19 protein-coding genes are annotated in these 20086 nt (G+C 74.1%); 3 read left to right on the top strand and 16 right to left on the bottom strand.

All coding sequences use genetic code 11. The features are described 5' to 3' along the window. Positions 1–30 precede the first annotated feature (30 nt). The 7 genes from TK50_RS20635 to TK50_RS20605 form a co-directional block, all read right to left on the bottom strand. Entirely contained in the window at positions 31–852 is an 822-nt protein-coding gene (locus tag TK50_RS20635) for a F0F1 ATP synthase subunit delta (RefSeq protein WP_043966053.1), read from the bottom strand. After that, complete coding sequence (locus TK50_RS20630; protein ID WP_043966052.1) at positions 852–1391, bottom strand: F0F1 ATP synthase subunit B; 540 nt, start codon at positions 1389–1391, stop codon at positions 852–854. Before TK50_RS20630 ends, TK50_RS20635 begins: the two co-directional genes overlap by 1 nt. 30 nt (positions 1392–1421) lie before the next feature. Further along, positions 1422–1655, bottom strand: coding sequence for an ATP synthase F0 subunit C (locus TK50_RS20625; RefSeq protein ID WP_043966050.1), 234 nt, complete (start codon positions 1653–1655; stop codon positions 1422–1424). 67 nt (positions 1656–1722) lie between these two features. After that, positions 1723–2520: a F0F1 ATP synthase subunit A gene (gene atpB / locus TK50_RS20620; protein WP_043966048.1), complete on the bottom strand. Its 798-nt coding sequence runs from the start codon at positions 2518–2520 to the stop codon at positions 1723–1725. A gap of 11 nt (positions 2521–2531) precedes the next feature. Beyond that, positions 2532–2768, bottom strand: coding sequence for an AtpZ/AtpI family protein (locus TK50_RS20615; RefSeq protein ID WP_043966604.1), 237 nt, complete (start codon positions 2766–2768; stop codon positions 2532–2534). Between the two features lie 181 nt (positions 2769–2949). After that, positions 2950–3381: a hypothetical protein gene (locus tag TK50_RS20610; RefSeq protein WP_043966046.1), complete on the bottom strand. Its 432-nt coding sequence runs from the start codon at positions 3379–3381 to the stop codon at positions 2950–2952. Further along, the gene (locus TK50_RS20605; RefSeq protein WP_199486105.1) at positions 3374–4663 is read right to left on the bottom strand and encodes a serine hydroxymethyltransferase; all 1290 of its coding nucleotides are present in this window, start codon (positions 4661–4663) and stop codon (positions 3374–3376) included. Before TK50_RS20605 ends, TK50_RS20610 begins: the two co-directional genes overlap by 8 nt. Positions 4664–4698: 35 nt before the next feature. Here TK50_RS20605 and TK50_RS20600 point away from each other — a divergent pair, with 35 nt between their 5' ends. Continuing rightward, positions 4699–6198: an SDR family oxidoreductase gene (locus TK50_RS20600; RefSeq protein ID WP_043966042.1), complete on the top strand. Its 1500-nt coding sequence runs from the start codon at positions 4699–4701 to the stop codon at positions 6196–6198. Between the two features lie 657 nt (positions 6199–6855). On the opposite strand, the gene TK50_RS20595 is transcribed toward TK50_RS20600, so the two are convergent. The 4 genes from TK50_RS20595 to TK50_RS20580 form a co-directional block, all read right to left on the bottom strand. Further along, positions 6856–8976, bottom strand: a complete 2121-nt coding sequence (locus TK50_RS20595) for a transglycosylase domain-containing protein (protein WP_043966040.1) — start codon at positions 8974–8976, stop codon at positions 6856–6858. Positions 8977–9155: 179 nt separating this feature from the next. Continuing rightward, positions 9156–9767 carry an arsenate reductase/protein-tyrosine-phosphatase family protein gene (locus tag TK50_RS20590; RefSeq protein ID WP_043966038.1) on the bottom strand — a complete coding sequence of 204 codons (612 nt, stop codon included), beginning with the start codon at positions 9765–9767 and terminating at the stop codon, positions 9156–9158. Next, positions 9768–10418, bottom strand: a complete 651-nt coding sequence (locus tag TK50_RS20585; protein WP_043966036.1) for an L-threonylcarbamoyladenylate synthase — start codon at positions 10416–10418, stop codon at positions 9768–9770. Between the two features lie 142 nt (positions 10419–10560). Then, a complete protein-coding gene (locus TK50_RS20580) occupies positions 10561–11568 on the bottom strand; it encodes a N5-glutamine methyltransferase family protein (protein ID WP_043966034.1) in 1008 nt (335 codons plus the stop codon). Positions 11569–11645: 77 nt separating this feature from the next. Here TK50_RS20580 and TK50_RS20575 point away from each other — a divergent pair, with 77 nt between their 5' ends. After that, positions 11646–13196: a GGDEF domain-containing protein gene (locus TK50_RS20575; protein WP_043966032.1), complete on the top strand. Its 1551-nt coding sequence runs from the start codon at positions 11646–11648 to the stop codon at positions 13194–13196. 75 nt (positions 13197–13271) lie between these two features. On the opposite strand, the gene prfA is transcribed toward TK50_RS20575, so the two are convergent. The 4 genes from prfA to thrB all read right to left on the bottom strand — a co-directional run bounded on the left by prfA (position 13272) and on the right by thrB (position 18402). Next, on the bottom strand, positions 13272–14360 hold the full coding sequence (gene prfA, locus TK50_RS20570; RefSeq protein WP_043966030.1) for a peptide chain release factor 1: 1089 nt from the start codon (positions 14358–14360) through the stop codon (positions 13272–13274). A 113-nt stretch (positions 14361–14473) separates the two neighbouring features. After that, complete coding sequence (gene rpmE, locus TK50_RS20565; RefSeq protein ID WP_043966028.1) at positions 14474–14698, bottom strand: 50S ribosomal protein L31; 225 nt, start codon at positions 14696–14698, stop codon at positions 14474–14476. Positions 14699–15040: 342 nt separating this feature from the next. Next, on the bottom strand, positions 15041–17152 hold the full coding sequence (gene rho, locus TK50_RS20560; RefSeq protein WP_043966025.1) for a transcription termination factor Rho: 2112 nt from the start codon (positions 17150–17152) through the stop codon (positions 15041–15043). 296 nt (positions 17153–17448) lie between these two features. After that, positions 17449–18402 (bottom strand): homoserine kinase, encoded by a 954-nt coding sequence (gene thrB / locus TK50_RS20555; RefSeq protein WP_374199628.1) that lies wholly within the window; start codon positions 18400–18402, stop codon positions 17449–17451. Positions 18403–18503: 101 nt separating this feature from the next. Between thrB and TK50_RS20550 the strand changes: the two genes are divergently transcribed. Further along, positions 18504–18920, top strand: a complete 417-nt coding sequence (locus tag TK50_RS20550; protein WP_043966023.1) for a hypothetical protein — start codon at positions 18504–18506, stop codon at positions 18918–18920. Here the strand turns inward: TK50_RS20550 and TK50_RS20545 are convergent. Continuing rightward, the gene (locus TK50_RS20545) at positions 18839–20080 is read right to left on the bottom strand and encodes an MFS transporter (protein ID WP_043966021.1); all 1242 of its coding nucleotides are present in this window, start codon (positions 20078–20080) and stop codon (positions 18839–18841) included. The two genes, TK50_RS20550 and TK50_RS20545, sit on opposite strands and share 82 nt — an antisense overlap. Between the last annotated feature and the right edge of the window lie 6 nt (positions 20081–20086).

The following is a 20086-nucleotide window of genomic DNA, read 5'->3' as shown; positions in this document are numbered from 1 at the left end:
CGTTTTCGCGGTGCGCCAGCGGGATGCCGGTCAGCGCTGCACGAGCGCGTTGCGGGTCTCGTTGAGGCGGCGCAGGACGGTGCCGTCGTACAGGTCGGACCCGACCCGGACGCTGACGCCGCCGAGGACCGAGGGGTCCACCGTCTGCTTGACGGAGACCTCCCGACCGTACATCGCGGAGAGGCGGGCACCGAGCCGGCGCTCGTCCTCGTCGCTCAACGGAGCCGCCACGGTCACGTACGCGACCTGCCGGTCCCGCCGGTCGGCGGTCAGCTCGACCAGCCGGGTCAGCGAGCCGGTGAAGGAGCGCCCGCCGAACCCGTTCAGCGCCACCTCGACGAGGCGGACGGTGACCGGGCGGGCCTTACCGGCGAGCAGCTCGCGGGCCAGCTCGGCCCGCCGCTCGGCCGGGCCGACCGGGTCGGACAGCGCCGCCGACAGCGCGGGCTGGCCGGCGACCACCTGACCGAAGCGGAACAGCTCGTCCTCGACCTCGCCCAGGTCACCGGCGGCGTCGGCGCTGGCCAACAGCGCCTCCACGCCGAGGCGCTCGGTGCCGTCGAGCAGCTCCGACGGCGCCGACCACCGGCCGGAGACCAGCCCGGTGAGCAGGTCGAGCGCGTCCGCGCCGACCTTGCCCCGGAGCATGTCCCCGAGCAGCCCGGCGCGGTCCGCGCCCGGACGGGCCGGGTCGGACAGCGCCCGGCGCAGCCGCGGCTCGCGCCGCAGCAGGCCGGCGACGGCGAGCAGGTCGTCGGCGGTGGCGGCCACCGCCGACGGCTCCGCACCCCGCGCGTACGCCGCCAGGCGCTCGGTCGCGGCCTGGTACGACTCCCGGCTGGCGGCCTGCATCAGCGGGCCCCCGCGCTCTCGAGGTCGCTCAGGAAGCGGTCGACGGTGCCCTTGCGGCGGGCCTCGTCGGCCAGCGACTCACCGACGATCTTGCTGGCCAGGTCGACCGCGATCGTGCCGACCTCGGTACGCAGCTCGCGCACGATGGTGGCCCGCTCGGCGGCGAGCTGCTCCTTGCCGGCCGCGATGATGCGGTCGGACTCCTCCCGCGCCTTGGCGAGGATGTCCTGCCGGATGCCCTCCGCGTCGGCCCGGGCGTCGTCCCGGATCTTCGCGGCGTCGGTGCGCGCCTCGGCGAGCTGCGCGCGGTACTGCTCAAGGAGCTGGTTGGCCTCGGCCTGGGCGGCCTCGGCGCGCTTGATGCCACCCTCGATCGCGTCGACCCGGGCCTGGAACGTCTGCTCCATGCGCGGGAAGACGAACTTCATCAGCACGATGCAGAGCAGGATGAAGGCGATGCCACCGACCACGATCTCCTGCCAGATCGGGATGATCGGGTTGTGGGTCGACTCACCACCCTCTGCGGCGAGCAGGTACATGGGAGACCTCCCGGTCGAAGGGGGGCGGGATTAGAGCTGGCCCTGCCAGATGAAGCCGAACGCGATGCCGAGCAGCGCGAGCGCCTCGATGACGGCGAAGCCGATCCAGACGTACGGCAGGGTCATCCGGGACGACTCCGGCTGGCGGGCCGTCGACTGGATGTAGGCGGCGAAGACCAGGCCGACACCGATGCCCGGGCCGATGGCCGCGAGACCGTAGCCGATGGCGGCGGTGCTGCCCTCTACCGCGGCGTAGATGTCCATTAGTGGGTTCCTCCTGGTTATCACGCGTGACTCTCACGCGGGACGACAACGGGTGGTGCGAGGTGGATCAGTGCTCGTCGGCGAGCGCGCCCTGGACGTAGCTGGCGGTGAGCACCGTGAAGACGTATGCCTGCAGGCAGATGACCAGGAACTCGAGGAAGGTGAGCGCGATGGTCATCACCCAGGACAGCACCGAGACCGGGGCCAGCCAGGCGTTGGCGCTGAGCATCGCGAACCCGCCGAGCGTGAAGACCAGCAGGAGCATGTGGCCGGCGAACATGTTCGCGAAGAGACGGACGGCCAGCGAGAACGGCCGGACCAGGAAGGTCGAGAAGAACTCGATCGGGATCAGCAGCGGCAGGATGTACCACGGCGCCGGCGGGATCAGGGAGTTCTTGAAGAACTTGCCGAAACCGTGGTGCCGGATGCCCACCCAGATGAACATCACGTAGCTGATCACGGCGAGGAAGGCCGGGAAGGCGATGTGCGAGTTCGGCGAGATCTGGAACAGCGGCACGATCGCGAAGAAGTTCGTCAGCAGGATGAAGCAGAACAGCGTCGTGAAGTACGGCGCGAACCGCACCCCCGCGTGCCCGATCATCTCGACGGCGATGTTGTTGCGCACGAAGCCGTAGATGGACTCGGCGAGCCACTGCTTCTTCGTCGGCACGAGCTGCGGCTTCCGGTAGGTCGCCAGGAAGAAGATGATCAGGACGCCGACGGCGATCCAGACCATGGCCGTGATCTTGGTGAACCAGTAGGAGTCGTGCGCACCCCAGGGCAGGATGCTGGGCAGGTAGAAGTCCTCCACGCTGGGTGGGAATGCCGCCTGGCCCGCTGCCAGGACGTTCGCCTGTCCGAACACCGCGTCCCTTCCTAAGTAGGCGTGCCGAGTCGGCGGACGACCAGGATGATCCCCCCGGCCATGCCGAGCACGACGCCGATCCCGGTGGCGATGCCGCCGGTGTCGAGCCACTGGTCGACCAGCCAGCCGATGAAACCCCAGACGAGCATGCCCCCGATGAGGTACGAGAGCGCGGTCCAACCCTGGCCGGCACCGGTCGGATTGTCGTCCGGGCCGCCGCTGGGTCGGGGGGTTTGGTCACCAGCCATGACGGGGCGAACGATATCAGTCGGAGAAACGAGGCTGTGCCTCACCCCCCGCACAACCGTGGTTGTGTGGGCGTCGGGCGGGCGCGTCGTCTGTGGGCACGCTACTCCCCTTGCGCCACCGAATGAATGACCGGTGTCGGACACAATCGCGCGTCGTACCGAAACGTGGGACGCTGGAGCTTCAGCCCCTGGTCCGGCGCGCGTGCACCGTACTGAGCCACCAGATGTGCGCGCCGGTCCAGACGACCACGCCGACGGCGATGCCGAGGCAGAGCGGGACGACCCCCGCCCAGCCCGTCGAGGCGACCGCCACCATCACGCCACCCAGGAGGGTGAACTTCGCGACGTACAGACCCACCCCGAACGGCAGCACGAGCTGCGGGTTGCGCGCGTCCGCCCAGGCCAGGACCACGGTGGTGAGGACGTAGCTGGCTACGGTGACGGCGACACCGGCCGCCACGCCGAGCGCCGCGTCGGCCCCGCCGAGGACCCCGCCGGCCGCCGCGCCCAGCGCCGCCACCACGGCGGAGACGGCCACCAGCACCGGCAGGTGGCGCAGCCGCCAGCTCCGGTCGTCCGCCGCCGGCTCCGCGGCCACCCCGGGCTCAGCCACGGGGGTACGCCGGGAAGGCGGCGACCAGCTCGGCCACGTCGGCGGCGACGCGGGTGAGGGCGTCGGCGCCCCCGGGCTCGCCCGGATCGGTGCGCACCGCGCGGGCGATCAGCGCCGCGACCCGGCGCATCTCCTCCTCGCCCATGCCCTGCGTGGTGACGCTGGGCGTGCCCACCCGGATGCCCGACGCGACCATCGGCGGCTGCGGGTCGTACGGGATGGCGTTCTTGTTCAGGGTGATGGCGGCGGCGTCGCAGCGCGCCTCGGCCTCGGCCCCGCTCACCCCGGCGGCGCGCAGGTCGAGCAGCGCGAGGTGGGTGTCGGTGCCGCCGGAGACCGGCCGCATCCCCTCGGCCGCGAGCCCGGCGGCGAGCGCGCGGGCGTTGGCGACCACCTGCGCGGCGTACGCCCGGAACTCGGGCTGGGCGGCCTCGCGCAGGGCCACCGCCTTGGCCGCGACGGCGTGCATCAGCGGCCCGCCCTGGGTGAACGGGAAGACGGCCTTGTCGATGCGCTGGGCCAGCGACTCCCGGCACAGGATCATGCCGCCGCGCGGGCCGCGCAGCACCTTGTGGGTGGTGGCGCAGACGACGTCGGCGTGGGGCACCGGCGAGGGCACGGCCCGGCCGGCGACCAGGCCGATGAAGTGCGCGGCGTCCACCATCAGGTACGCGCCCACCTCGTCGGCGATCTCCCGGAACCGGGCGAAGTCGATCAGACGGGGGTACGCCGTCGCCCCGCAGATGATCATCTTGGGCCGGTGGGCGCGGGCGAGGTCCCGCACCTCGTCGTAGTCGATCAGCTCGGTGTCCTTGCGCACGCGGTAGCCGACCGTGTGGAACCACTTGCCGGAGAAGTTCACCCGGCTGCCGTGGGTCAGGTGACCGCCGTGCGGCAGGTCCATCGCCAGCACCGTGTCCCCCGGCTGCACCAGCGCGGCGTACGCGGCCAGGTTGGCGCTCGCCCCCGAGTGCGGCTGGAGGTTGGCGTGCTCGGCGTCGAACAGCTCCTTCGCCCGGGCGACGCCGATCTCCTCGGCCCGGTCCACCTCGGCGCAGCCGCCGTAGTAGCGCCGGCCCGGATACCCCTCGGCGTACTTGTTGGTCAGCGTCGAGCCGAGCGCCGCCAGCACCGCCGGGGAGGTCAGGTTCTCGCTGGCGATCAGTTGCAGGCCGCCGCGCAGCCGGTCCAGCTCGCCGAGCACCACCCCGGCGATCTCCGGATCGGTGGCGCTGAGCTGCTCGAAGTCCGGCCCCCAGAAGGTGCTCCTCGCGTTCTCCACAGCGAACGAGTCTACGGAGCCGCACACTGGAGGCCGTGAGATGCCTCGTCACCGGCGCGACCGGATACATCGGCGGACGGCTCGCGCCCCTGCTGCTCGCCGAGGGGCACCAGGTGCGCTGCCTGGCCCGGCACGCCGGCCGGCTGCGCGACGTGCCGTGGGCGGCGCGGGCCGAGATCGCCGAGGGCGACCTGCGCAAGCCGGAGACCCTGCCGGCCGCGTTCGCGGACGTGGACGTCGCCTACTACCTGGTGCACTCGCTCGGGCAGGCCGGCTTCGAGGCCGCCGACCGGGAGGCGGCGGTCGCCTTCGCCGACGCGGCGCGCGCCGCGGGCGTACGCCGGATCGTCTACCTCGGCGGCCCCGAGCCGAAGGCCGACGACGGCCTCCCGTCGGCGCACCTGCGGTCCCGGGCCGAGGTCGGCCGGATCCTGCTCGACAGCGGGGTGCCCACGGCGGTGCTCCGCGCGGCGATCATCATCGGGTCCGGCTCGGCGTCGTTCGAGATGCTGCGCCACCTCACCGAGCGGCTGCCCGCCATGGTCACCCCGCGCTGGGTGCGCAACCGGATCCAGCCGATCGCCGTGCGGGACGTGCTGCACTACCTGGTCGGCTGCGCCGCGCTGCCGCCGCAGGTCAACCGGGCGTTCGACATCGGCGGCCCCGACGTGCTCACCTTCGGCGACATGATGCAGCGCTACGCCCGGGTGGCCGGGCTGCGCCGGCGGCTCATCCTGCCGGTCCGGCCGCTGACCCCGTCGCTGTCGTCGCACTGGGTCGGCCTGATCACCCCGGTGCCCAACGCGATCGCCCGGCCGCTGGTGGAGAGCCTGGTCCACGAGGCGGTCGCCGGTGAGCACGACATCGCGGCGTACGTGCCGGACCCGCCCGGCGGGCTGACCGGCTTCGACCGGGCGGTCGAGCTGGCGCTCGCGCGGGTCCGCGACGCGCAGGTGGAGACCCGCTGGTCCACCGCGAGCGGGCCGGACGCCCCGGCCGAGCCGCTGCCCAGCGACCCGAAGTGGTCCGGCGGCACCGCCTACACGGACGTGCGGGAGCGGGCCGTGCGCGCCCCGGCCGACGCGCTGTGGCGGGTGATCGAGGGCGTCGGCGGCGAGAACGGCTGGTACTCGTTCCCGCTGGCCTGGGCGGTGCGCGGCTGGCTGGACCGGCTGGCCGGCGGGGTGGGGCTGCGCCGGGGCCGGCGCGACCCGCACCGGCTGCGCGTCGGCGAGGCGCTGGACTTCTGGCGGGTCGAGGAGATCGTCCCGGGCGAACTGCTGCGGCTGCGCGCCGAGATGCGGCTGCCCGGCCGGGCCTGGCTGGAGATGCGCGCCGAGCCGACCGGCGACGGCACCAGCCGGTACGTCCAGCGCGCGGTCTTCCTGCCGAGGGGCCTGCCCGGGCACGCGTACTGGGGCGCGGTGTTGCCCTTCCACGCGATCGTCTTCGGCGGCATGGCGAGGAACATCGCCCGCGGCGCGGAAGCCCTCCCGTCGGCAGCCACCGCCCCCTCGCGCGCCCTACGCAGCTGAGTCGAATACGACATCGCCCCCGCGCGTCGTCGCGTCGCCGCGCCCGGGAGCCGGGCGCAGAGGTCGGGCAGATCTTGGAAGATTTCGGCCCCTTGAGGGGCCCTTGTTTCCAAGATCTCCCATTTCCGCAGTTCATGAGCCAGGCAGGCATCGCCAACGCAAAGCCTTGAGGCAATCACTTTCGGTTGCACATTCGCTTTGTCCGAAGACAATCGATAAGATTCGGGACAATCATGGGGGCCGGGTTGGCCGGATAGGGCAAGCGTCCTGGAAGTAGCCTGCTGTCAGGCGACAGTTGGAGAATCGGATGAACGACGCGAGCGGCCCAAAGAAGCACACCGCCGAGAGCTTCGCCGCCGAACTCAGGCACAGGATCAAGGAAGGCGCCGAGCCCTGATCACCGCAGACCAGATCGCCCCCGCCGAGACCCGCACCCGCCCCGCCGCACGGGCCGCGCTGGCCGTCGTCCTCCGCACCGGCCCCACCCCCGCTGACGTCACCCGCCTCGCCGCCACCATCGGACTGACCGGCCGGTGAGACCGGGCCAGGATCTTGGACAGTTACCGTTCACTGTGGACAGTAAGCGTCCAAGTCCTGGCGAGTTCCGGTGCCGCGCGGGCGGGCGGGGCGGACGGCGGGCGGCGACGGGTGACCGGGTCAGTTGCCGGCGCGGGGGGCCGTGGCGTGCCGGGCCACCGACTCGCTCGGCGGGACGAAGTCGCGCACCGGCTGGCCCTGGAGGGTGTCGTAGAGGGTGCGGCCCACCAGGTCGACCAGTCGGGCCTGGACCTCCCGGCCCACCGCGTCGCGGGGATCGTCCGGGTTGGCTGCGATCGAGGCGACGGCGAGCTGCGGGGTGAACGCGACGACGGTCTCCGTGCCGTTCCCCTCCGAGCTGCCGGTCTTGCCGGCCACCGGTCGACCCAGCCGACCGCGCAGGTCCTGGGCGGTGCCGCCGGCGCAGCCGCCGTACATCGACTGGTCGCCGACCGGGCACCGGGCCGCGTCGGCCGCGCCCCGGGCCACGTCCGTGTCGAGCACCTGCCGGCAGTCCGGGCGCCCGGCGGCGACCTCCCGCCCGGCGGCATCGAGGATCCGCACCACCGGCGTGGGCGCGCACCAGATTCCCTCGGCGGCCACCGCCGCGTACGCCCCGGCGAGGTCGAGCGGGGTGGTGGCGGCGACGCCCAGCGTGAACGGGCCCCAGTCCCGCGCGCCGTAGCGGGCCATCTTGGCGTCGGACTCGGCGCGCAGCCGGATGCCGAGCCGCTCGGCCATCTCCACCACCCGGTCCGCGCCGACCCGCTCGGTCAGCCAGGCGAAGTAGGTGTTCACCGACCGGCCGAACGCGTCCCACATGGTCCGGTAGCCGTCCATCCCGACCGGGTCGGCGTTGACCGGGCACCAGCGGCCCCGGCAGTCGGCGGGGCCGCCGGTCACGGGGAAGCGGGTGACGATGCGGGGCGGGGCGTCGAAGAGGGTGTCCAGGGGCAGGCCCGCCTCCAGCGCGGCGAGCACCGCGAAGATCTTGAACGTCGACCCGGCCTGGTACCCGGTGATGGCCCCGCCCCCGGCGACGAGCTGGTTGACGGTGTTCGGCCGGTTGCGCCACCCCTGCGGGTTCTCCTCGACGCTGTAGTTGCGGTTCACCGCGAGGGCGAGCACGCGGCCCGTGCCGGGCTGCACCACGGCGGTCGGCGCGGCACGGGGGTCGTCGACGTCGTAGACGTCGAGCACCTGCTCGGTGGCGGTCCGCTGCACGGCCGGGTCGAGCGAGGTGACGATCCGGAAACCGCCCCGGCGCAGGGTGCGCTGCCGCTCGTCTGCGGTGGCGCCGAACGCCGGCTGCTCGCTCCACCAGCGGGTGAACCAGTCGCAGAAGAAGCCCCAGTCGTTGTGGTCCTGCGGGACCGCCGTGCAGTCGTTCGGCGTGGCGCTGGGCTTCAGCGTGAGCGGCTCGGCCTTCGCCGCCTCGGCCGCCTCGGGCGTGACCTGGCCGGTCTCGACCATCCGGTCCAGCACGTACGCCCGGCGGGCCAGCGCCGCGTCGGCGTCGCCGTTGATCGGGTCGTCGGTGTCCGGCGAGCGGACCAGCCCGGCCAGCAGGGCCGACTCGGCCAGGGTGAGCTTCGCCGGCGACTTCGAGAAGTAGCGCTTGCTGGCGGCGCCCACCCCGTACGCGCCGGCACCGAAGTAGGCGATGTTGAGGTAGCCGGCGAGGATCTGGTCCTTGCTCAGCTCGCGCTCGACCGCCAGGGCGTACCGCATTTCCTTGATCTTGCGGGTGAGGGTGACCTCGGTGGCCTTGGCCCGCTGCTCCTCGGTGAGGTTGGGGTCGCCGGCGAGCACGTTGCGCACGTACTGCATGGTCAGGGTCGACGCGCCCTGCCGGGGCGCGCCGTCGCGCCGGTTGGCGGTGAACGCCCGGATGACGCCGCGCGGGTCCACGCCCTTGTGCTCGTAGAAGCGGACGTCCTCGGCGGCGACGACGGCCTGGCGCATGGTCGCTGCCACCTGGGCCAGCGGCACGTCGACCCGGTCCTCGGTGTAGAAGGACGTGATCAGGGTGCGGCCGTCGTTGGCGTAGAGGGTGGACCGTTGCGCCGTGGGCGGCGTGAGCAGCGACGCCGGCAGCTCCGACCACGGCTCGGTGATCCCCCGGACGCCGATCCCGAAGACCAGGGCGGCCGGCAGCGCCGCCACGGCGAGCGCCAGCCCGGCGAGCACGCCGGCGAGCACGATGGTCATGAGCTTGTGGAGACGACGGGCCCGGATCATCAGCTCTCCCCGCAGGAGCCGGTCAGGTGCGGACCCGTTCAGAATGACCCGGACGGCGGCGAACCCCGCCGCTTTTCCCCAAAGGGGTACGAATTTCGCGAGAAAGACACGCGACGCGACGCGCCGTCGCCGGCCGACGACGGCCGCGCCGCCTCAGGGCCGCAGGCCCCGCAGCCGCCTCAGGGCAGCAGCGTGGCGGCCAGCGGGTGGACGGTCTCCTCGATCTCGTCGGCGACCCGGCTGAAGCACTGGTCGCCGCGCCCCCACGGGTCGTCGAGGTCGTCGGTGTGCAGCGGGGTCGCGCCCTCCCGGGCGGCGTGCACGGCGGCGACCAAAGCCACGCCCCGGGCGTACACGGCGTCGCCGGTGGCGTCGGCCGGGGGCAGCCCGGCGGCGTCCACGGCCGCCAGCAGCCGGCCGAACTCGCCGAGCACGAACGTGCGGGACGCGGCGTCGGGGCGCAGCGCCACCACGTACTCCTGCTGGTCGGCGGTGGCGGTGAGCACCAGGTCGGCCGCGTCGATGAGGTCGGAACGCAGCTTGCGGGCAGCGAAGCCGGCCACGTCGCCGCCCCGGGCGGTCACCTGGCGGGCGGCGGGCGGGTTCATCTCCTCCCCCGCGTGCCAGCCGCCGGTGCCGGCGCTGTGGCTGTGCAGCAGCGCGTCGGCGTCGGCCGGGTCGCCGCCGCGCCGCGTCAGCCGCTCGCGGACGGCCAGCGCCAGCAGCCGCTCCGCCATCGGCGAGCGGCAGATGTTTCCCATGCAGACATGCAGGACGGTGAACGGCGGCACTCAGCCCACCCGGCTCTCGACGAGGTCCGGCACGACGTCGCGCAGCTGCTCCACCGGGATCGCCCCGGCGCGCACCAGCGTCGGTGCCTCGCCGGTGAGGTCGACGATGGTGCTCGGCACCGGGTCGGGGCACTCCCCCGCCTCCAGGTAGGCCCGCACCGTGTAGCCGAGCTGCTCCCGGGCCGCCTCGGCGGTCACCGCAGCCGGCTGGCCCACCTTGTTGGCCGACGCCACCGCCATCGGGCCGGTCTCGCGCAGCACCTCCAGGGCGACCGGGTGCAGCGGCATCCGCACCGCGACCACGCCGCTGCCGGTCTCGTCGCCGAGGTCCCACGACAGGCTCGGCGAGTGCTCCACGATGATCGTGAGCGCGCCCGGCCAGAACGCCTCGACCAGGTCGCGGGCCGACCGGGGCAGCGTGAAGACCAGGCCGTCGAGGGTGTGCCGGGACCCGATCAGCACCGGGGGCGCCTGCCGGGTGCCACCCTTGGCGTCCGAGAGCGCCTTCACCGCGTACGGGGTGAACGCGTCCGCGCCGATCCCGTAGACCGTGTCCGTCGGCAGGACGACCAGCTCGCCGTTCTTGACGGCCTCGATGGCAGCGGCGATGCCGCGGTCCCGGTCGGCGAGCGACCGACAGTCGTAGAGCATCACGAGAAGTCAGTCTGCCACGCCCCGGCCCGGTCGGCGTCCTCGGCGTGAGCGGGTCCCACAGGTCCGGATGCGGCCGCCTCCGGCGGGGCGCGGCGGGCGGCCGGTCACCGACGGCGGACGGTCACCGGCGGGCGGGCGGTCAGCGGCGGCGGGCGGTGGCGAACCGGGGCCGCCCGGCCAGGTCCCGGTGCTCCTCGACCGCCTCGTACCGGCCGTCGGCGGCCAGCAGCTCGGGCACCGCCGCGCCGTGCGTGTCGTCGTGTTCGACGCCGAGCACCCCGCCGGGGCGGAGCAGCCGCGCAGCCCGGGCGAGCACCGGGCGGATCACGTCCAGCCCGTCCGCCCCGCCGAAGACCGCCTCGTCCGGGTCGTGCGCCGCCACCTCCGGGGGCACCTCGACGGCCCTGGGCACGTACGGCGGGTTGCACAGCAGCACGTCCACCCGCCCTTCCAGGTCGCCCAGCAGGCCAGGGTCGGTGACGTCGGCGGCGACCACCTCCACCGGCCGGTCCCCGGCGGCGGCCCGGTCGGCGGCGTTGCGCCGCAGCCACGCCAGCGCCGCCGGGGACCGCTCCACGGCCACCACCCGGGCGGCGGGCGCCTCCTGGGCCACCGCGAGGGCGATCGCCCCCGAGCCGCTGCACAGGTCGACGACCAGCGGCCCGCCGACGGCCGTGGGCACGCCCGCCGGCACGGGACCGGCGGCCGGAAGCCCGCCCGTGGCCGGCGCCCCGCCCGGAGCCGGGGTTCCGCCCGTGACCGGCTGCCCGCCGACGGTCCGCAGCCGGGCCTGGTCGACGCCCCAGCCGGCGAGCAGCTCCGTCTCCGGGCGGGGCACGAAGACACCCGGGCCGACCGCCAGCTCCAGGTGCCGGAAGGCGGCCGAGCCGGTGAGGTGCTGCAACGGCTCCCGGGCGGCCCGCCGGGCGACCAGGGCGTCGTAGCGGTCGAGCTGGTCGGTGGTGAGGCCGTCGGCCAGCGCCAGCCGCCCCCGGGGTACGCCCAGCACGTGCGCGGCGAGCAGCTCGGCCTCGACGCGCGGGGCATCGATCCCCGCCGCGGCGAGGACGCGGGCGGCGCGGGCCACCGCCACCGTGGGCCTGAGGCGTTCTGACCCTTCGGACGGGTGTTGCGGAAGGGAGGTCACGACATAATCATGAAGCGTCGCGGGCCCGCGCCACGAGTTGGTGCCTCCGTGTGCACACACCGACAGGGAGGTCGCGCGTGGGGTGGCTCAACCGGGTCAACGACCAGGTTGACGTCCTGACACGGGCGCGCGCCCTGCAGGAGGTGAGTCGCTCCGCCGAATCGTGTCTCCTGCTCGACGGCGTGATCCGCAGCACCGACGACCCGTACGCCCGGGCCGACGCCCTCGTGCAGCGCCTCTCCGCGTTGATCAATCTCGGGCGCACCGCCGAATACACGCGGGCCATCGAGGAGGCGTCCGCCGCCGTACGGGACCTCGCCGAGCCCTACCTGCACGGGCACCTCAACGCGCTGGCCGCGCTCGCCGCCCACCACCAGGGGGCGCTCGACCGGTGCGTCACCCACCTGGTGAAGGCGGCCCGGGCGCTGGGCGCGGTCGAGGACCCGGACCGGGACACCGCCTGGGGCTGGCACGACCTGGCGATGGCCTACTCCTACCTCAGCTTCCACGGGTACGCGCTCGGCGCGATCGAGCGCGCCCGCCAGCTCGGGCTGGCCGCCGGCATCCCCGAGGAGACGTTCGCCGCACCCGGCATCCGGCTGCGCAACGCGGTCGCCCTCGACCACAACGGCGACAGCGACGGCTGCCTGCGGGTGCTGCGGGACGTCGCCGCCGACCTGGGGCGGTTCCTGCGCGGGGGGCGCGCCGAGGAGCTGCGCCCGAGCAGCCTGGCCGCGTACGGCTACGCCGCCGCCCGCCGGGCCGCCCTCGGCGACCGGGTGGAGGCCGCCCCCGACGCCGACCCGAACCGGCTGCTCGGCCACGGCGCGGACAGCGCCCGCGCCCGGGACATGCGCCAACTCGGCCAGGTCTGCCTGGCGATCGCGGCGGGCAACCCGATCGAGGCGATCACCCGGCTCGACACCGCCCGGGTCTCCAACGAGACCCTCGGCGCGGCGGAGCCGGCCCGGCTGCGCAGCATCGCGTACGCCCGGGCGGGCGACCACGCGGCGGCCCACCGGGCCGACCGGCACGCGTTCCGCCTCGCCGCCCAGCGCAACGACCGATTGCGGGACGTCTACATCGACGGCATCGCCGCCCGGATCGACCACGAGGAGATGCGGCGGGAGGCGGCCCGGTTCGAGGGCGAGGCGCTCACCGACCCGCTGACCGGCCTGCCCAACCGCCGCCGGCTGGAGCGCTACATCGCGGCCGTCGTGGCCGGCGGGGAGCGGGTGGTGATCGGGGTGTGCGACCTCGACGGCTTCAAGGCGGTCAACACCCGCCACGGCCACCACTCGGGCGACCTGGTCCTCCAGCGCATCGCCGGGGTGATCAACCGGGTCATGCGCCGGGGCGACTTCGTGGCCCGCTACGGCGGCGACGAGTTCGTGGTGGTGCTGTCCGGCGCGGGCATGGCCGAGGCGGCCGACGTGGCCCGCCGGATCGAGGCGGCGGTGCGCACGGAGGACTGGGAGGCGCTGGTGCCCGGCACCCCGGTCGGGGTGACCATCGGCTTCGCCGAGGTCGAGGCCAACGGCCCCGGGCTGCGCGGCGCGATCGGCGCGGCGTTCGAGACCGCCGACCGGGAGATGCTCGCCGCGAAGAACCGCCTCCGCGCCGGCTGAGCCCCTGTCCGGGCCGCCCCGCGCCGGCGGCACGGCCCGGGGGCGGCGCAGCGGCGGCAGCCCCGCCGGCACGTCTCAGCGGCGGGTCAGCTCCGGGTCGCCGGCCAGCCGCGCCGCGCGGTCCGCGTCGGCCAGGGCGTCGAGCACGCCGTCCAGCTCGCCGGCGAGGGCCAGGTCGAGGTTGTACGCCGTGTAGCCGATCCGGTGGTCGGTGATCCGGTTCTGCGGGAAGTTGTACGTGCGGATGCGCTCCGAGCGGTCCACGGTGCGTACCTGGGCCTTGCGGGCGTCCGAGGCGGCGGCGTCGGCCTGCTCCTGGGCGGCGGCCAGCAGCCGCGCCCGCAGGATGCGCATCGCCTGCTCCCGGTTCTGCAGCTGCGACTTCTCGTTCTGGCAGGAGACGACGATCCCGGTCGGCACGTGGGTGATCCGCACCGCCGAGTCGGTGGTGTTCACCGACTGGCCGCCCGGGCCCGACGAGCGAAACACGTCGATCCGCAGGTCGTTGGGGTCGATGGTGACGTCGACGTCCTCGGCCTCGGGCAGCACCAGCACGCCGGCGGCGCTGGTGTGGATGCGCCCCTGCGACTCGGTGACGGGTACGCGCTGCACCCGGTGCACCCCGCCCTCCCACTTGAGCCGCGACCACACCCCGTTGCCGCCCTCCGGGACGCCCTTGGTCTTGATCGCCAGCGAGACGTCCTTGACCCCGCCCAGGTCGGAGTCCTGCGCGTCGATGACCTCGGTGAGCCAGCCGCGGCGCTCGGCGTACCGGGTGTACATCCGCAGCAGGTCCCCGGCGAACAGGGCGGACTCCTCGCCGCCCTCGCCGGCCTTGATCTCGACGATCACGTCCTTGGCGTCGTGCGGGTCGCGCGGGATCAGCAGCTCGGCGAGGCGCTCCTCCAGGGCGGGCAGCCCGGCGGCGATCGACTCTGCCTCGCCGGCGAAGGACGGGTCCTCGGCGGCCAACTCCCGGGCCGCGGCCAGGTCGGCACGGGCCTGCTCCAGCTCGCCGGCCGCCTTGTGCAGGGGCGACAGCTCGGCGTAGCGGCGGCCGACCCGGCGGGCGACGCTCTGGTCCGCGTGGATCGCCGGGTCCGCGAGGCGCTTCTCCAGCTCGGCGTACTCGTCGAGGAGGGCCGCCAGCCGCTCGCTGCTCATGCTCGGGTGCTCCTTCGACGACGACTACCGGCCGGCAACTTCCGGACGGAAGGGGGCAATACGGACAGCGCCCGCGCCCGGCGGGAAGCCGGACGCGGGCGCCGAACGTGGAGCTACTTGGCCTTCTTGGCCTGAACCTTGGCGTACTTCTGCTGGAACTTGGCGACCCGGCCGGCCGTGTCGAGAACGCGCTGCTTACCGGTGTAGAACGGGTGGCAGGCGCTGCAGGTCTCGACGTGGATGGAACCGCCCTTGGCGGTGCTGCGGGTCGTGAAGGTGCTGCCGCAGGAGCAGGTGACCTCGGTGGTCGTGTACTCCGGGTGGATGTTGGGCTTCATGTCGCCTCGGTCCTCTCGCTTGGTGGTCGCCGGGTCGCCCGTGCGGCCCCGACGCGTCGCGTGTCGGGATCGGGCGTGAACCGGAACCGGTGGCCGATTGACCAGTGTGCCATGGGCGTGAGCCGGCCCTTCGGGCGGGCCGCACAGCAGGTCCGGCTTCGTCAACGTGCCGGTCCCCTCCCGCATTCCCCGGGCGCGAGGAAGGGCACCTTGTCAACGCATCCGGTAGAGAAGGGCCCCTCAGCGGGGGCGCGGAGGGGGCACGGGGCGCGCGGGGCGCACACCGCGCGGAAGGGCACGGCCGCTCACGGCCGTGCCCTTCCGCGCGTACTGCCTACCGGATCACTCGCCCGGTGTGGACTTCGCGATCTGCATCAGGAACTCGATGTTGGTGCGGGACTGCTTGAGCCGGTCCAGCAGGAGGTCGAGCGCCGCCTGCGAGTCCAGCGAGTGCAGCACCTTGCGGAGCTTGTGGATGATGGCCAGCTCCTCCGGCGCGAGCAGGATCTCCTCCTTGCGCGTGCCGGACGCGCTGACGTCCACGGCCGGGAAGGTGCGCTTGTCGGCGATCTTCCGGTCGAGCTTCAGCTCCGCGTTGCCGGTGCCCTTGAACTCCTCGAAGATGACCGTGTCCGCCATGGAACCGGTCTCCACCAGCGCGGTGGCGAGGATGGTCAGCGAGCCGCCGTTCTCGATGTTGCGGGCCGCACCCAGGAAACGCTTCGGCGGGTAGAGCGCGGTGGAGTCGATACCACCCGACATGATCCGGCCGGAGGCCGGCGCCGCCAGGTTGTACGACCGACCGAGCCGGGTCACCGAGTCGAGCAGCACGACCACGTCGTGCCCCAGCTCGACCAGCCGCTTCGCCCGCTCGATCGCCAGCTCCGCCACCGTCGTGTGGTCCTGCGGCGGGCGGTCGAACGTGGCCGCGATGACCTCGCCCTTCACCGACCGCTGCATGTCGGTGACCTCTTCGGGCCGCTCGTCCACCAGCACCACCATCAGGTGGCACTCCGGGTTGTTGTGCGTGATGGCGTTCGCGATCGCCTGGAGCACCATCGTCTTGCCCGCCTTCGGGGGCGAGACGATCAGCGCCCGCTGGCCCTTGCCGATCGGCATGACCAGGTCGATCACCCGCGTCGTCAGGATGTGCGGCTCGGTCTCCAGCCGCAGCCGCTCCTGCGGGTAGAGCGGGGTGAGCTTGTAGAACTCCGGCCGCCGCCGGGCCTCCTCCGGCTCCATCCCGTTGATCGTGTCGAGCCGCACCAGCGGGTTGTACTTGTCCCGCCGCTGCTCGCCGTCCCGGGCTGCCCGCACCGCGCCGGTGATCGCGTCACCCCGGCGCAGGCCGTACTTCTTGATCTGGGACATCGACACGTAGACGTCGTTCGGGCCGGCCAGGTAGCCGGTGGTCCGGACAAAGGCATAGTTGTCGAGCACGTCGATGATGCCGGCGACCGGGACGAGCACGTCGTCCTCGCTCACCTGCGGTTCGCGGCCGCCGCCGCCACCACCGGTGGCGCCGTCGCCCTCACCGCGCTCGCCCCGGCCCCGGCGGCGGTCGCGGAAGCGGCTGCGCCGGCCCCGCCGGCCGCCGCCCTCGTCGTCATCGTCGCCGCCGTTGTCCCGCTCGGCGCGCTGACCCCGGTCGTTGCGGTCGTTGCGGTCGCCACGGTCGGCCCGCTCGTTGCGGTCGCCCCGCTCGCGCTCGGCCCGCTCGCCACGGTCGTTGCGGTCGCGCTCGCCCCGCTCGGCACGGTCGGCCCGCTCGCCCCGCTCGTTGCGGTCACCGCCGCGGTCGACCCGCTCGGAACGGTCGGTGCGCTCGGCCCGCTCGCCGCGGTCGGCCCGCTCGGCCCGCTCGCCGCGCTCGGCCCGCTCGGCACGGTCACCGCGCTCGGCACGGTCGGCCTGCTCCCGGCCGCCCCGCTCCCGGCGCCCCTCGACCCGCTCGGCGGGCTCGGCGGCACCGGTGGCGGGAGTGGCGGCGGCCGGCGGCTCCTCGGCCCGGGTCTCCGCCGGCCGGGTCTCGGCCTCGGCGGGCCGGGACTCGGCCGCCGCGACGGCCCTGCTGCGCCGGGTCCGGGTCCGGCCCTCGGCCGGGGCGGCGGCTGGCTCGGCCGGGGCCCGGTTCTGGTCGGTGCCCGACGGGGCCTGGGTGACCTCGGCGCGCACCTCCTCGCGGGCGGGAGCGGCGGCGGCCGTGGCCTCGGCCCGTGGACGAGGGGTCCCGGCGGCGGCGCCGCCCTGCCGCTCGGAGATCGCGCTGATCAGCTCGCCCTTGCGCATGCGAGCCGTGCCGGAGATGCCGAGCGACGCGGCCAGGCTCTGGAGCTCCGGCAGCAGCATCGCCGACAGCCCGGTGCCGCTACGCCGACGACGGGTGGGGGCAGCGGCGGTGGCATCGCCAGCGACGTTGGAAACATCCGACGTCACGTCGGTGGTGTCGCTCAATGGATTCCTTCCCTCGATAGGCCGGGACTGCCCGGAGTCGACAAGCAGGTGGCCGGGCGGCCTCGGTGCACCCGCCTCGCATGACGCGTCGCGGGAGACTGTGACACAGCAGCCGGTCGGTTTCCCCGACTCACCAACCTCGGTGAGCAGGTCTCGCCGTCTGCGGCGACCTGCGGAAACTGCGGTGCGGCGTGGGCCTTAGGCAGGGGTGACGGGCTGACCGCCGACAGCTTCGGGGGTGCGCCGACCCGCAGGAGGATCGCATGCTTCGCGGCTGTGCTAAGTCTAGAGCGTAATCAACTCTTCCGACCTGCGGCAACAGGGTCCCGCTCGGCGTGTTCAAGTGTACCCCGTGCGACACGCGCTCCGCGGCTGTCTATACCCAACGACCAGACCTGCCAACCGGCCCCGGGCGCGAAATGTTCCGAGGGCTCGGTCAGCGCCAGCACGGTGGGCCCGGCCCCACTGATCACGGCGGCCACACCGGCCGCACGCAGCGCTTCCACCAGGGCCGACGAGTCCGGCATGCCGGCGGCGCGGTAGTCCTGGTGCAGCCGGTCGACCGTGGCGGGCAGCAGCAGCGAGGGCTCGGCGGTCAGGGCGTGCACCAGCAGCGCCGCCCGGCCGGCGTTGAGCGCGGCGTCGCCGTGCGGGACCGCGGCCGGCAACGCGGCGCGGGCCACGGCGGTCAGCCCTCGCTCGGCGGGCACGAAGACGATCGGGCGCACCTCCTCGGCCACGGCCAGCGAGACCGCCCGGGCGCCGGTCGGCTCCGTCCAGGCGATCGTGAAGCCGCCGAGCAGGCAGGGCGCGACGTTGTCGGGGTGCCCCTCGATCTCGGCCGCCAGCCGCAGCGCGCCCGCGTCGTCCAACCGGGTTGCGCCGTCGACGACCAGGGCCCGGGCCAGCTGCACGCCGGCCACGATGGCGGCCGACGAGGAGCCCAGCCCACGGGCCTGCGGGATCCGGTTGACGCACTCCACCGCGAGGCCCGGCGGCTGCCCGCCCAGCGCGTCGAAGGTGGCCTGCATGGCCTGGACGACCAGGTGCGTCTCGTCGCCGGGCAGCTCGCCCGCGCCCTGCCCGGACACCGTGACCCGGACGCCGTCGGGCACCACCTCGGCGGCCACGTCGTCGTGCAGGCCGAGCGCCAGCCCCAGCGCGTCGAACCCCGGCCCGAGGTTGGCGCTGGTGGCGGGGACCCGGACCTTCACCGGCCCGGCCACGAATGTCGTCGGCACGACGCTCATGCTAGGCCGCCGGACGGGCCCTGCGGCGTCCCGCCCGGCCCGTGGGACGTGACCCCCTTCGCTAGCCTGACGGCCGACGGGTCCGCAGGGAGGGGGACGGCGTGGAATTCCTGGGGTACGCGGCCGTGCAGACGGCCACGCAGCTGCCCACCGTGCTGGTGCTGGTGACCGGCCTGGTCCTGGCCGCCGTGAGCCGCCACCGCCTCCGCGGCCCCTCCCGGGCCCTGCTGCTGGCCGGCGTCGGGATCCTGCTGGTCACCGCGCTGCTCAACATCGCCTGGCTGGTCGCCCTACCCCGGCTCTACTCCTCGGCGTGGTCGTCGCTGCCCGCCGGCACGGTGGCCCGCTACAGCGCGGCGGTCGGCCTGCTCTTCTCCCTGCTGCACCCCGCCGGGCTGGCCCTGGTGATCGCCGGGGCGCTGACCGGGCGCGCCCCTCACGCCCCCGCCGGGGTGGGCTCGGCGACCGGGTCGGTCAGCGACAGCCGCCGGGTGGCGACCCGCCAGCCCAGCGCGTAGACCAGGGTGACCAGGCCGCAGCCGGCCAGCACCACCCGCTCGTCGACCAGGTCCACCACCCCGGCCACCACCAGCTGGCTCACCGAGATCGCGAGGGTGGCCAGCATCATGTCGGTGGCGAAGACGCGCCCGCGCAGCCGGTCCGGCACCTCGCCCTGCAGGGCGTAGTTCGACATCACCCAGTTGCTGCCGCCCGCGAAGTGCGCCACGAACACCAGCGCCAGCACCAGCGGGAACCAGTTCACCACCGACGTGCCGAGGTAGGCCAGGCCGTACAGCGACATCGACAGCGCGAGGCCGGGCAGCAGCCAGGCGCGGTTGGTCAGCACCCGTCGCATCAGGATCGGTCCGACCAGCGCGCCCGCGCCGCGCACCGCGAAGAGCAGGCCGGCGCCGATCGCGCCCACCCCGTACACGCCGGCGAGCAGCGGGAAGACGGTCAGCACCCCGTTGCCCAGGCCGACCGCCGACTTCACCGTGACCAGGCCGAGCACCCGGGGCCGGTGCCCGATGTAGCCGAGGGCCTCCCGGATCGCCGCCCAGGTGCGCTGCGCGGGCACGGCCGCGTCGCGCGGGGCCTGCAGGGGGCGGCGGATCAGCCCGGCCAGGCCCGCCGCCAGCGTCAGGCCGCCGGCGGCGACCCAGAAGCAGGCGTACGGCCCGGCGGCGGCGCTGAGCACGCCGCCCAGCGACGCGCCGACGACGGTCATGGTGCCCCAGGCCGAGCCGGCGATCGCGTTGCCGGCGGCCAGGTCCTCGGGGTCGAGGACGTTGGGCAGGGCGGCCTGGGCGGCCGGCGAGTAGAACGCCTTCGCCACCGCCACCACGGCGATCGCCACCATCGCCAGCCAGGCCGTGCCCGCGCCCCGGACGCCGAGCAGCAGCAGCACGCCGAGCAGCGCGGCGACGTTGGCCGCCATCATGATCTTCTTGCGGTCGAACCGGTCCGCGATCGTCCCCGTGTACGGCAGCAGCAGCGCCACCACGCCGGTGTCGAGGGCCAGCACGAGGGCCCCCCACACCCCGCTGCCGGTCAGCTTCGGCAGCAGGACGAGCAGCGGCACCATGACGAACCAGTCCGCGCCGAAGACCACCAGCTCGGCGAGGAAGAGGTTGCGGAAGCTGCGGTTGCGGACCAGGACCGAGAGGGTGGGAGACACGTAGGG

Origin of the sequence: Micromonospora haikouensis, from assembly GCF_000876225.1 — a bacterium.
Classification (GTDB): Bacteria; Actinomycetota; Actinomycetes; order Mycobacteriales; family Micromonosporaceae; genus Micromonospora; species Micromonospora haikouensis.
Note: the sequence above shows the minus strand (reverse complement) of the source record. Positions and strands in the feature narration are given on the sequence as shown.

Excerpts from the sequence above, each read along its gene's own strand:
- TK50_RS20635 (WP_043966053.1), bottom strand. The coding sequence starts at position 852 with ATGCAGGCCGCCAGCCGGGAGTCGTACCAGGCCGCGACCGAGCGCCTG.
- TK50_RS20630 (WP_043966052.1), bottom strand. The coding sequence starts at position 1,391 with ATGTACCTGCTCGCCGCAGAGGGTGGTGAGTCGACCCACAACCCGATC.
- TK50_RS20625 (WP_043966050.1), bottom strand. The coding sequence starts at position 1,655 with ATGGACATCTACGCCGCGGTAGAGGGCAGCACCGCCGCCATCGGCTAC.
- TK50_RS20615 (WP_043966604.1), bottom strand. The coding sequence starts at position 2,768 with ATGGCTGGTGACCAAACCCCCCGACCCAGCGGCGGCCCGGACGACAAT.
- TK50_RS20595 (WP_043966040.1), bottom strand. The coding sequence starts at position 8,976 with ATGATCCGGGCCCGTCGTCTCCACAAGCTCATGACCATCGTGCTCGCC.
- TK50_RS20585 (WP_043966036.1), bottom strand. The coding sequence starts at position 10,418 with ATGCTCTACGACTGTCGGTCGCTCGCCGACCGGGACCGCGGCATCGCC.
- prfA (WP_043966030.1), bottom strand. The coding sequence starts at position 14,360 with ATGAGCAGCGAGCGGCTGGCGGCCCTCCTCGACGAGTACGCCGAGCTG.
- rpmE (WP_043966028.1), bottom strand. The coding sequence starts at position 14,698 with ATGAAGCCCAACATCCACCCGGAGTACACGACCACCGAGGTCACCTGC.
- thrB (WP_374199628.1), bottom strand. The coding sequence starts at position 18,402 with ATGAGCGTCGTGCCGACGACATTCGTGGCCGGGCCGGTGAAGGTCCGG.